This is a genomic window from Corynebacterium sp. SCR221107, from assembly GCF_027886475.1.
Taxonomy (GTDB): Bacteria; Actinomycetota; Actinomycetes; order Mycobacteriales; family Mycobacteriaceae; genus Corynebacterium.
The window spans coordinates 1201697-1213620 of sequence record NZ_CP115670.1; the positions used below are offsets into that span (position 1 = coordinate 1201697).

Below are 11924 nucleotides of genomic sequence, written 5' to 3' on the forward strand. Positions count from 1 at the left end.
AGAGTGTGGGCTAGACACGAAGAATTCTTGCGGACATTAATTCGAAAACCAGCAAGTAAAGCCCAAGAAGCATGCGAAGTAAAAAAGGTGTGGCTAACGCGCCACACCTGGAAGTTACGAGGGCAAGTGATCAGCCGCGGGTTCCGGGGCCGACTTGTGCTGCGGGTTCCTCCACGTAGTCCGGGGCGGGGGAGGAGAAGGTTTGGGGCAGCGAACCCAGCGAGGTGTGTACGTGTTCGGCAACGCGCTCGGCGATGCGTCGATTCGCAAGCGAGCCGACCACGACGCCCACGCCCAGCGGCAGCAGCTTACCCAGCCACGCTAGGCGAACGGACTTCGAGACCTTCTTGATCGCCATCTTTAGCAGGCGATTGTTGACCTCGGTGACGTTTTTGAGCGAGAGTCGTGAAATTAGCGCGGCTGGCGAGCCGCCGCCGATGGAGGCGTCCACGAGCGCGGTGCCGGAGGAACCGAGCAACGCGATGAGGATGAGGGCCTTGCGCCGTTCCGGCTCCTTGATGTCCGCGCCGCGCACGTGCGAGGAGGCCAGGGCGTAGACGGTGGCAGCATCGAGGAAGACGAGGCTTTCCGCACCCACGGCCAGCGCGCCGGTGACAAATCCGATGCCGGGGATCGCCGAGGTGGCGCCGGCACTTGCACCAGATCCGGTGACGATGGTGAGGAAGTGCTTGTCCAGCAGCCTTTGGATATCGGCCGGTGTCGCATCGGGGTTGCGTGAACGCAGCCAGTCGACGTACTTGACGATCACGGAGGACTGCATGTGTGCAGCCTTATCCAAGGCGACGATCAACGCCTTGCCCACCGGGCCGGATTCCTCGGCCAGCCGTGCGTGGTCGGAGCCTTCGATGTCGAGGAATACCTCTGGGTAGTCCTGCTCGATGGTGCCGTTGCCGTTGCTGACATCGTGCGCTTTGCGCGCGGGGAAGCGGTCAAATAGACCCATGTTCCTCACAAACCCTTCTTGTACGTGTGCTTTGGGGCACGGGATGCGCGCGTGGTGCTGCGCGCATTGAACCAACGCCCCGGTGGTGGCCAAGATTCCCGGCGGGATGGGAATTTTTGGCTTTGAGTCGGCTTTGCAATGAAATCGTATCCGCCCCGTGACCAACCGCCCGTCTCATTTATCCGCCCCGCGTGTCGCCCACTGATACCTACCAGCTAGCGTGCGCGCCCTTGGACGCCCGGTCGTGATCCTGTGCCGCCTGAAGGGCCCTGTGCCGCCTGAGGTGTGGTTGTCGGGGGCAAGGACACGGCGACAGGGAGGTGCCATCCCCTATTGTTATCGTGGAATAACGTACCGCGTTGTGCAGCCTTTACTACCACCTTGATTTGCACCCAAATTGATTTGCGCCCACCTAGATTCTCGCCGCGCGGATGATCGCCATAAGGACTATCGCCTTGAGCACCTTGTCATGGGGTATATCGCCTGGAGGTCATGGGGATTATCGCCGCGAGCATGGCAAAAGAACAGGTCAGTGGTGGCCTGCCACGCCGCCTTCGCCGATGGCGTAGCTTGTGCTTTGCGACGCTTACCTGCGCCGTTTTTCGTTGCTGCAACCGAGACATGGCAGGCAGAATAGCTGCAGCCGGTGACCCACCGACGTAGGAGAAGGTGGTATCACCGGCGTGACAGTAGTGATGAGGACGCAACCAGCCTCGACTAACGGTGCTAGCTTTGCGCGTATTCCTCGGCGGCGGCGACGTCCTCGCTGCTGGGACGGACGCCGGTGTAAAGCTCGAACTGCTCTGCCGCCTGCAATGCCACAACCTCGCCGCCGTTGATAGTGGGCTTGCCGGCCTTCTTGGCCGCCTTGATCAAAGGGGTTTCCACGGGAAAGGCGACGACATCGAAGACGCAGGCAGCGCGGCTGATTTCTTCGTCGCTAAAGGACTGGACGTCAGCGGCGTCGCCGTTCATGCCCAACGGGGTGACATTGACCAACATCGTGGCGTCGGCGGGAACGTCAGTGGCGTAGTCCCAGCCATAGCGCTTGGCCAGTGCAGAGCCGGTGGAGGCGTTGCGGGCAACCACGGTGCCCTGCAGGCCGTAGTCGGCGAGGGCGGCCACCACAGCGTTGGCCATGCCGCCGGAGCCGCGCACGGCCACCTTCAGCGCAGGATCGACGTTGTGGGACTGCAAAAGCGAGGCGACAGCCACGTAGTCGGTGTTGTATCCGACCAGCTCGCCGTCGGTGTTGACAATGGTATTGACCGCGTTGATGCGCTCCGCGGAGGGATCGAGCTTGTCGATGAGCGGGATGACGTCTTGCTTATACGGCATGGACACGCCCGCGCCGCGGATGCCGAGCCCGCGGATGCCGGCAACGGCCTGGGTGATATCGGTGGGAGCGATCGCCTTGTAGAGGTAGTTCAACCCCAGCTTGTCATAGAGCCAATTGTGGAAGCGCACACCGTGGTTGGACGGGCGGGCGGCCAAGGAGACGCACAATACAGTTTCACGGTCGACGATGTTCACCATGCTTACTACTCTAGGGGATAGAAAGGGGGTGTAGGAAGGCTTCGGACAGAAAATCCCACCCAAACGGATATTCAAACGGGCGAAATCGCACAAAACTACACATTCCGGCTCACACATCGTGTGTGCATGACCGGGCTGATGTGATTCAGGCCGGCCGACACTCACCGCGTGGTCGTGGCGGAGATGGGATCGCGGGAAGAAACCGGCCGAGACATGCACGAAGCCGCGATGGTAGCGGCGCGGTGGACGTCGGCAAGCATGAATGGCGGCGGCCCGGCACGCAGACTACGGGCGGGACAATGGATCCACGAAGTGTTACCTCATGGCAGATAAAAACAAAGGCACCAGCCCCCAGAAGCGCCAGAAGGCGGGCACACAGGTGGCGGCACCAGCGGGCGGAAGACGCCACGCCACCTCCAATCAGGCACCCGACACGCGCGCACAAGCACGCAAGCCCAAGCGGGTAAGACCCACCCGCATCTTCGGCACCACCAGCGCCAAGGCGAAGGTGGACGAGACCGCCCGCGAAGCCGCCTTCGCCGTGGACAACCGGGGAATCGTCACAGCGAACCCCGCCAACACAGAAGCGTCCGCGGCCACTTCCCAAGGTGCGGACGCAATCAAGCAGCCCGCAAGCCAGCGCCAGGCACAGCGGGTGGAAAAGAAGCGCAAGAAAGCGGACAAGCGCGAAAGAAAGCACGCCAGAAAGCTGGAGAAGAAACAAAGAAAGCAGCTCACCAAAGACCAAGACAAGCAGGCCCGCCAGGCGCCGATCATCACCGAACCCGGCGCGGTGCGAAAGCCCCACGATTCAGGCGGGGCGGCGGTACCGGATGCGGCTACTGCCTTATCGCGGACATCTCTGCCCTTGGCCGCTGACGTGGTTGCAGAGGCATCCGGTGCCGGCAGGCACGATCTTTCTGGCCACCGTAGTGACCGCGGTCCCGGAGCTGGTACCGCGCCGAAGCCGAAAGGACCTGTGGTAGCGACCACCCAGGGGCGCGTCGAGGGCATTATCGCGCTCGGCGTGCGCACCTGGCGGGGGATCCCGTTCGGGCGTGATACCAGTGGCAGTGGCCGTTTCCGGGCCCCGCACCCGGCCAATGAATGGTCGGGGGTGCGCCCGGCCGGAAACTACGGCCCGGTTGCCTTGCAGCCGACCTATGGGCCTGCGGATCGCCTGCGCGGCAGCGAGGACTGTCTCAATCTGGACATCGTGCGTCCTGATACCGACGAGGTGCTGCCGGTGGTGGTGTACTTCCACGGTGGATCGTTTATCTACGGTTCCTCCCATGAGCAGCTCCTGCGCGGGCACTACCTGGCGGAGTCGATGAAAGTTGTCTACGTCGCGATTAATTTCCGCCTCGGCGCGCTCGGTTATCTGGACATGCGCACCTTCGGCGATGACTGTGTTGCCAACCCCGCGGTCTACGACCAGTTGTTGGCCTTGCGCTGGATCAGGGAAAACATTGCGGCCTTCGGCGGAGATCCGGGAAACGTCACCGTCATGGGGGAATCGGCCGGCGGGGCGGCGGTGCTGACGCTGATGTGCGTGCCGTCGGCCAAGGGGCTTTTCCACAAGGCCATCGCGCAATCCCCGCCGATCGCGACCATCCATTCGCAGGCCCAATCCACCATGTGGGCCCACGCCATCAACAACCGGTTGGGGCTGGGGCCAGAGACCACCTTGTCGGATCTGCGCCGCCTGCCAGCCGGGGACCTTGTGCGCGCCGGGCAGTCGATGTTGTGGCGAACGCGCGAGATTTTCCAATTGAATTCCTGCTATGCGCCGACGGTGGATCACCGCATCATCCACGATCATCCCCTGGATGTTTTTGCCAAGGGCGAACAACACAAGATCCCGCTGTTGGTCGGCACCAACGGGGATGAGGCTTCCTTTGCCAAGGGGTTTTACCTGCGGCAGACCGCGCGCGGGCGGGCCGCCGAACGCATGCTCGCGGCCTTCGACCCAGCAGGCGCGCCCGGGGTGCTGGCTGCCTATTCTGGCGCAGAGCGGCGCAGCGATTTCGCCGAGCTACTGACCGACGCTGTGTTTTGGGCGCCTGCGATGCGGGTGGCAAATGCGCACGCCTTGGCTGCTGATACCTGGATGTACCGCTTCGATTTCGCCCCGGCGATCCTGCGCTGGATGGGCCTCGGCGCGATGCATTCCACGGAACTGACCCCCGTATTTGGGGACATGACCGCCTCGAGAATGTCCTCGCTCAACCGCTTCAGCGGGCGGGAGGCGCTGTTGGCGCTGCGCGATGAAATGCAGTACCACTGGTCGCAGTTCATTCACCACTCGGCACCCGGTTCGGCACACGCGTGGCCACGGTATGTGCGCCCGACGGATACGGATCCGGGCAGGGCCACGAAGGTCTTCGATGCCACCAGCCGCATCGTCTATGATCCCAATCGTTATCGTCGCCGCGCGTGGCGCAACTACGACATGCGCGAGTGGGGTACCGGCCGCCCCGACCTGCTCGTCCAGCTCGGCCTTGCCGACGACACCTATGCCGATCGCGGCCCGGTTGCGCTCCCGCCCGGCCGGTAGCCTGGCGTGCGAGGTAGGCGGTGGGGGAGTAGGTCGTGGCAATGAAGCCCCGAATAGGGTCTAAGGAGGGTAGGTTTTTCACTGTGAACACCAGCATCGACCACGCCCTCGCCCGCCTTATCGCCCAGCATCCGCGCTTTGCCCCCTCGCTAACGCCTACCTCGGCGGTGCTTTCCGACGTTTCCTGGGCCGAGCTAACCCTTAAGGCTATTGCCGCGGGCAAGCAGCAGTTCTTCCTCGATAACGACAAACATGCCGCCCAACTGTGGCTTTATACCCTGCTCGGCGATGTGGTAGCCCCCTCCATGGTACTCATGGTGCAAGAGGGGATCTTCGCCGATCTATCGGTTGCTGGCGCTTCGGGCTTCGACGGTGCCCGGGAATCGGGCGGGAACGGGCACTTTTTCCAGCGCGACGACGCCGGTTTCTGGTTTGGCTTTGCCCCGAGCAACCAGGTGGAATCCGCCTTCGAGGTAGGCGAGAGCCTTGGAACTTTCCTCCCCGACCTCATCGAAGACATTGCAGCCTGCGCTAAGATGCGCTCCGCACCGTTGTGGGCGGTGGCGGTAGACGGTTTCATCCAGCCGCTCATGGGGGCTGGCAACGAAGAGTTGGAGACCGCCGCAGCGCTCGCCTATGCCCAGTCCGTGTGGGAAGGGCTTGCCCACAGCACAGGAGTGGCGCTGCCGCGGCCACGGTTTGCACAGGTCATCGATGAGCAGGTGGCTGACATCTCGCCCGAGGCGATCGCTGGTGGCCAGGTGGCCGAGGACGAGGAGCCGGAATTTGTCTTCTCCCACCGCGTGAGCTGCTGCATGATTTATCACTCTCCGAAGGCCGGGCTGTGCACGTCGTGCCCGCACCAGGACAAGCAGCAGCGCCTCGCCGGAATTATCAGCGCCGCAGCAGGGTTCTAGGCGGGAATATTTCAGCGAATTGCTCGGGTGTTTCATGCCCATGGGGCCGAAAGTTTTTATGTTTTCGTACGGCAACAGATAGCGGATGTGGCTAGGCTAGTGCCTAGGCTGCACCCATGGCGGCCGTGTTTTTCCTTCACAAACGCCCGGAAGGCAGCGTGTACGTAAATCATGAGCTTTTTTGAAGACCTTGCTGCAGCACTCGATGAATCAGGAATTGAGTCCCGCGTCAATGATGACGTGATGTTCGTGCCGATCACCTCGGATCTGGAGATTCAGTTCGTGGAGATCGATCCGCACCTGCCCGCCGCCAATGTGTATATTGCCGCCGCCGACGTGGACGAGGACGATGAGGCCTTTGAGTCCGCGTTGGTGTCTGTGGTGTTCTCCGTCGACGATGCCGTCGCTGCCGTCCTTGAGCATATCGCCACCGATCAGGTGGTTACCGTATTGCGCGACCTGCTCGAGGGTACCGATGAACGCATCGCCGATCTCGAGTTTTTCCAGGATCCCACCCACGCCAACGTGGTTCATGCCGAGGTCACCGAGACCTCAGAGATTCAGGTGGAAATAGAAGCCCACGAAGGAGTGCCTACCGCCAAGGTCACCTTCGTCGCCTACGGGGAGACCTTCGACGAAATCGTCGATCAGGTCCTCGAGGAAATCTGGGACGATGAGGCCACGCTCACCGAGGAAGACCGCGAGCGGTTGTTTTATGACGTAGCCAGCGAGGTGGGGGAGTACACCGACGAGATCCTCGAGCTCGGCTCCTTCACCGACTTTGATCGACTCTTCGATGTCTTATCGCTTGCCGCCGATCAGGCCGAGGATTGGGAGGCCCAGCTCGTCCCTCTCGAAGACGACCTCGGCGACGAGCCGGACGTGTATGACATCTTCGGCGATGATGATATCGAAATCTCTCACGCGTCCCCCGACGAAGAGGACGAGGGCGCCGATAATGGTGAAGACCTCTCCGACGATGACCTCGAGGAAGACCTCGATGATGACGAGGATGATGACGACGACGAAGACCTAGCTCTGTTCGACTTCGAGGATGAAGACGATGACGAGGAAGACGACGATGACCTAGAAGATGACGCCCGGGACCAAGACTCCGCGGACTAAGAGCGCATCCAGCAAAGCCCACCCTCCCTTGAAGCCACCAGCACCGGCAGGCGGCGGTGGGCTACCATTTTTCCTGTGAACTCCCGCGATTTCTCCCCCGTACCCGTCGTCCTCGACTGCGACACCGGCATCGACGATGCTATTGCCCTGGTCTACCTTGCGGCCTTGCACAAGCAAGGCCAGATTAATCTTTTGGCGGTCACGACGACCGCGGGCAACGTCGATGTCACAACCACCGCGCGCAACTCCCGCTTCCTGCTCGACGCGTGCGGGCTGGAGTCGATTCCTGTGGCGGCAGGGGAGCCCGTACCGCTGGTCGTACCGTTGGTGACCACACCAGAAACGCACGGCCCACACGGTCTGGGGTACTGGGAAGCACCCGCAGACGTCGATGCCAGAGTCGAGGATGATTGGCAGCGTGTGTGGGACCCCGAAGCACACCTCATCGTCACGGGCCCCGCCACAAACCTGGCGCACTACGCCCGCGGGCACCGTTTCCCGCAGCAGGTCACACTCATGGGCGGGGCCTACCATTATCCCGGAAACACCACGCCGACGGCTGAGTGGAATTCCTGGGTCGACCCGCACGCAGCGTCCGAGGTCTTTGCACACACCCCGACCCCGATCACCATTTGTTCGCTCGGGGTAACCGAACAAATGCTCATCGGGCCCGGTGAGCTGCACGAGCTTACCGGGATCCTGGGTGCGCACCCGTTGGCTGCGGTGTTGACGGAAGCGTTAAGGTTCTACTTCGAATTCCACCAGGCGCAGGGTGAGGGGTATCAGGCTCAGATCCATGACCTTCTCACGTGCATGATCGCGCTGGGGCGGATCCCGTTTGAGGCAACGCAAACGGTCGTCGACATTGAATGCGATTCCCCGCTCATGCGCGGCACCACCGTCGCTGATTTCAAAGGGCATTGGCAGCGCAGGCCGAATGCCCGGCTAGTTACTGACGCCGACATCGACGCCGCCCATGATGAGTTGCGCCGCGCCTTTGCATCCTTGGTCAACAAGGGCCTGTGATTGCCGGGGAATGCCGGATTGTCGGGCGTGCTAAGATACCCACCGTTCGGAGGCTGTGCCCTCATTCACTGCGAGTCTTTTTGTTGATGTCGCGGTGGTGGAAGGTGCGGTGCGTCCTCCCGAGGTGACATAGGGGTGGCGCGGACGCGTTTGACTCATGCGTATATCAAGGGTCAAGCGTTGATTTTTGTTCTTTCTTTCCTGAATTCTTGACTCATTAAGCGGAGAGCCCTCGTGTCACAGTCAACTTTGACAACCAACAACGAACCCACCTCAAACGGACCCGCAACCTATCGCCGTGGCCTGATTGCCGCAGGCGTGCTGATTATCGCGGCAACCTGGCTGTTCCTCGTCATCGCGCGCCCCACCGAATGGGACTCCGTCGGCGCCAGCGCACCCGCACTCATCACGCTTGTCGGCTACGTCGCCGGTGCCGCGTGCTTGCTGATCGCCAGCTTGCCGACGCTGCCAACGCGCACCATCGCCCTGATTCCCATGGCGCTCGTGCTCAACATCGTAGTCGGCCAGATCGTGGGCTCTTTCGGCATCCCGCTGTACCTCGACTCCGTGGGCACCGTCCTCGTTGCCGCGCTCACGGGTCCGGTCGGCGGACTGGTCACCGGCGCGCTCAGCTCCGTGGTCTGGGGGCTTTTTAACCCTGCCGCCTTGCCCTTCGCCGCGGTCAGCGCCGCAACGGGTGCCCTGGCTGGTTGGGCCGTCAAGCGCGGAGCCTTCCGTAACCTGCTCACCGCGATCGTCTCCGGCGCCGTCATCGGCATCGTCTGCGGCATGCTGGCCGCCCCGTCGCGGCCTTCGTCTACGGCGGCACGGCAGGCGTTGGCACCGGCGCGATTGTGTCCGCCTTCCGCGAGATGGGCAATTCCCTGCTTCAGTCGGTGACCATGCAGTCGTTTATCTCCGATCCGCTCGACAAGGCGCTGGTCATGGCATTGGTGTGGGCAACGGTCAAGGCCTTGCCCAAGCGCACGCTTGCTCAGCTGTCCCCACGGGGTGAATCCGGGGACGAAGACTAGTCGGCTCAAGGCTGGAGAGAAAACAAGACTGAGACGAAGAAAAACAAGCCCACCACACTTTCACCGCAACAATGAGCATCCCCACTCAGGAATCACGAACCATTAACCCGCTGACGGCACTGGTCACCGGGTTTTCTGCCTGGCTTGTGGTACTCGGGCTCAACAATCCCTGGGTTTCCCTGCTTGTGGTCATTGCCTCCTTCATCGTGGGGTTCGTGGGCTCGGGCGGATTCGGCGTCGCGTGGACTTCGCTCGCGCTTTCTGTTCCCGTCACCTTGTCGATGGTGATCGTGCACGCGCCCTTTGGGGACAACCACCTCGCCCGATTCATTACCACTGACGGCCTGCTCCTGGCAGGTGAACTGGGGCTGCGTTTTCTCGCGCTGATGGCGGCGATCTTGGCAGCCATGACGTTTGCGCCGATTCCGCAGCTAGTGAAGGCACTCCAGGCGACCCGCTTGCATCCCTCGATTTCCTACATCGCTGGCGCAGCCTTGCAGTTTCTACCCCAGGCGAAGCGGGCGATTGTGACCGTTCATGAGGCGCACTTTCTGCTGGGAAACACCTCCCGCAATCCATTGAAAAAAGCCGCCCAGGTGGCGATACCAGTCATGGTGCAGGCCCTTTTCACTGGCGCCGATCGTGCGCTCGCAGTCGAGGTGGCAGGGGTTGGCTTGCCGGGCCGACGAACCGTGCTGCGCCCGGTAGCTGACTCGCGGTTCCAAAAGGCGCTGCGCTGGATCGTGCCAGCCTGTGCCATCGTGCTCGTCCTCTACAAGTCAGGCGGTTGGCTATGACCCAGATGCCAGACGAGATCAAGGTGGTCACGCAGGCAGCATTCCACACCGCCCGCCGAAGCCTCATCCTTGGGGCTTCGGGATCCGGCCTGAGCCGCTTGGGGGAGAGCCTGTACCGCGGAAAAGACGATGCCACGATGATCACCCAGGATGCGATAAGCCACATCACATTCTTGCGGGAGACCGTGATCGAAGAAATTGCCTTCGGCCTCGAGCAGCGCGGTGTTGACCCGGCGTCGATGCAGCAACGAGTGGGCGCAGTGATGCAAGCCTTGGAGCTTGAGGATTTGGCGGAAAACCATCCCACTGCCTTATCGGGTGGGCAAACGAAGCGGGTTGCCATAGCGTGTGTTGCCGTGCTGGGCGCAAAGCTTGTGATCGCCGACGATCCCTTCGCCGGGCTGGACACGCATTCGCGGGGATTGCTTGCCGCCTACTTCGATTCCTATCCCGGTACCGTGGTCATCCTGGCACACGAACGCCCCAGCGAGCTCAGCGAAAGCTTCCAATGCTTCGAGCTTAACGCCCAGGGTTTGATTCCCCGGCGCACCTGGCGCCCAGCAAAAGTACGGGTGCCGAGCCCGGTCACGCCGCCGCAGCTAGATCACCAGGCTGAGGTCATCGACCTGGGTGTGATCAGCGGTACGAGGGGGCACAAGCGCAGGCGCTGGTGGAACTTGCGCGCCCAAGAAACCCCGGGCTTTTCCACCCAGCCGGTCCACCTTCGGCTTCGAAAAGGGGCCGTCGTGTGGCTCAAGGGGGAAAACGGTGCCGGAAAAACAACCCTGCTTCGCACGCTCGCGGGGCTCGGTCCTCGCCGGGACATGAGCTACAGCGTCAGCCTGCAAACTCAGCGGGCCGTGGATCAGGTCGTGTGTTCTTCCGTGCGCCTGTTCCTGCCCGATGCCGCCTGGCGTGACCGGCTCGGCATCGATCCGGATGCGCATCCCCTTGATTTGCCGCAATCCAAACTGCGCCTGGCGCAGGTTGCAGCGGTGGTGGGACAGCGCCGGGACATCGTTGCCCTCGACGAACCCGACGTGGGGGTTGACCGGGCCGACCGGGTGTATCTCCACCAGATGATCGCCGACGCACTGCAGGCAGGTCAGGCTGTCATCATGACCTGCCACGACGAGCAGATCATGGCTGAAGTATCGCAGTATGCGGAGGTGTCGGAAGCCGTACTCGACAACCCCACATCGACTGCCTAAAGGAGAAGGGCATCCTCCCTACAACGGGGAGCCTGTGTACACACCACGCCCTGTTTACCCCTGCGCCCCCAGGAGAACCTGGGTTCCTTTTTGCATGAAGGCACGAGGATCACCGGCGCCAGCGGCGAGGCGAGGTGTTAAGCGCCTAGGCCGCGGCGCGTAATCCGCTGAACAGGGCGGCAGGCGAGCGTAGCGGGCGGAAGCTTCCGTCAACGACCCAGACGAAGGTCGGTGTGGTAGCAGATTCAAACTCGTGTACGCATTCTTTGAATTCCTTGCCAACGATGGCCATCGCCCAGCCTTCGGCAACCTGTGGCGGGATATCCATCCCCGAGGGCGAGGTCATGCGGGCTGTGATGAGGTAGGCGGCGGGACGGTGCTCACCAAATCCCTGCAGGCGAGCTTGCACACGAGGCCCGATCCGGTGCCTGGTGATAGTGGCCGTGATGGCATCGTGACCGAGGACGGCTGGCAGGGAATGTGACGGTGGGCGCCAATGCGGTTGCGGCCGGGCGAGTGAACGTGGATGGGCAATGATCGAACGGACCGCATCCAGACTCCCGCCGTGCGAGGCGGCGATCGATTGGGCGATGGCAGCAGCATTCAAGGCTGCGGAATGAGCCTGCATAGATTGAGATTCACGGGACTGCTTGCGACTGTTAAACAGCGATACCTTCTTCATGGGGACGACCTTAGAGTGGGTGCGCGACATCATCATGGTCCTAGCATAGAACAACTGTTCGAAATTGGGAAGGGT

At 62.1% G+C, this 11924-nt stretch carries 9 protein-coding genes and 1 pseudogene; 7 read left to right on the forward strand and 3 right to left on the reverse strand.

Annotated features, from left to right (window positions below):
- Nucleotides 1-130: 130 nt before the first annotated feature.
- Complete coding sequence (locus PAB09_RS05405) at nt 131-964, reverse strand: hypothetical protein (RefSeq protein WP_271035003.1); 834 nt, start codon at nt 962-964, stop codon at nt 131-133.
- A gap of 726 nt (nt 965-1690) precedes the next feature.
- Nucleotides 1691-2500 carry a shikimate 5-dehydrogenase gene (locus PAB09_RS05410; protein ID WP_271035004.1) on the reverse strand — a complete coding sequence of 270 codons (810 nt, stop codon included), beginning with the start codon at nt 2498-2500 and terminating at the stop codon, nt 1691-1693.
- A 979-nt stretch (nt 2501-3479) separates the two neighbouring features.
- On the opposite strand from PAB09_RS05410, the gene PAB09_RS05415 reads away from it, so the two are divergent.
- From PAB09_RS05415 to PAB09_RS05445, 7 genes and pseudogenes are all read left to right on the forward strand, one after another.
- The gene (locus tag PAB09_RS05415) at nt 3480-5057 is read left to right on the forward strand and encodes a carboxylesterase/lipase family protein (RefSeq protein ID WP_271035280.1); all 1578 of its coding nucleotides are present in this window, start codon (nt 3480-3482) and stop codon (nt 5055-5057) included.
- Nucleotides 5058-5140: 83 nt separating this feature from the next.
- Nucleotides 5141-5974, forward strand: coding sequence for a (2Fe-2S)-binding protein (locus PAB09_RS05420; RefSeq protein WP_271035005.1), 834 nt, complete (start codon nt 5141-5143; stop codon nt 5972-5974).
- Nucleotides 5975-6145: 171 nt separating this feature from the next.
- Nucleotides 6146-7099: a hypothetical protein gene (locus tag PAB09_RS05425; protein ID WP_271035006.1), complete on the forward strand. Its 954-nt coding sequence runs from the start codon at nt 6146-6148 to the stop codon at nt 7097-7099.
- Between the two features lie 75 nt (nt 7100-7174).
- The gene (locus PAB09_RS05430) at nt 7175-8125 is read left to right on the forward strand and encodes a nucleoside hydrolase (RefSeq protein WP_271035007.1); all 951 of its coding nucleotides are present in this window, start codon (nt 7175-7177) and stop codon (nt 8123-8125) included.
- Between the two features lie 303 nt (nt 8126-8428).
- Nucleotides 8429-9159, forward strand: a pseudogene (locus tag PAB09_RS05435) (ECF transporter S component).
- A 71-nt stretch (nt 9160-9230) separates the two neighbouring features.
- On the forward strand, nt 9231-9956 hold the full coding sequence (locus PAB09_RS05440) for an energy-coupling factor transporter transmembrane component T (protein WP_271035008.1): 726 nt from the start codon (nt 9231-9233) through the stop codon (nt 9954-9956).
- Complete coding sequence (locus PAB09_RS05445; protein WP_271035009.1) at nt 9953-11167, forward strand: ATP-binding cassette domain-containing protein; 1215 nt, start codon at nt 9953-9955, stop codon at nt 11165-11167. The genes PAB09_RS05440 and PAB09_RS05445 overlap by 4 nt, the downstream gene beginning before the upstream one ends.
- A 145-nt stretch (nt 11168-11312) precedes the next feature.
- On the opposite strand, the gene PAB09_RS05450 is transcribed toward PAB09_RS05445, so the two are convergent.
- Nucleotides 11313-11849, reverse strand: a complete 537-nt coding sequence (locus PAB09_RS05450) for a hypothetical protein (RefSeq protein WP_271035010.1) — start codon at nt 11847-11849, stop codon at nt 11313-11315.
- Between the last annotated feature and the right edge of the window lie 75 nt (nt 11850-11924).

Bases quoted from the DNA above. Each gene is read 5' to 3' on its own strand.
- PAB09_RS05405 (WP_271035003.1), bottom strand. From the start codon at position 964: ATGGGTCTATTTGACCGCTTCCCCGCGCGCAAAGCGCACGATGTCAGC.
- PAB09_RS05410 (WP_271035004.1), bottom strand. From the start codon at position 2,500: ATGGTGAACATCGTCGACCGTGAAACTGTATTGTGCGTCTCCTTGGCC.
- PAB09_RS05425 (WP_271035006.1), top strand. From the start codon at position 6,146: ATGAGCTTTTTTGAAGACCTTGCTGCAGCACTCGATGAATCAGGAATT.
- PAB09_RS05440 (WP_271035008.1), top strand. From the start codon at position 9,231: ATGAGCATCCCCACTCAGGAATCACGAACCATTAACCCGCTGACGGCA.
- PAB09_RS05445 (WP_271035009.1), top strand. From the start codon at position 9,953: ATGACCCAGATGCCAGACGAGATCAAGGTGGTCACGCAGGCAGCATTC.
- PAB09_RS05450 (WP_271035010.1), bottom strand. From the start codon at position 11,849: ATGAAGAAGGTATCGCTGTTTAACAGTCGCAAGCAGTCCCGTGAATCT.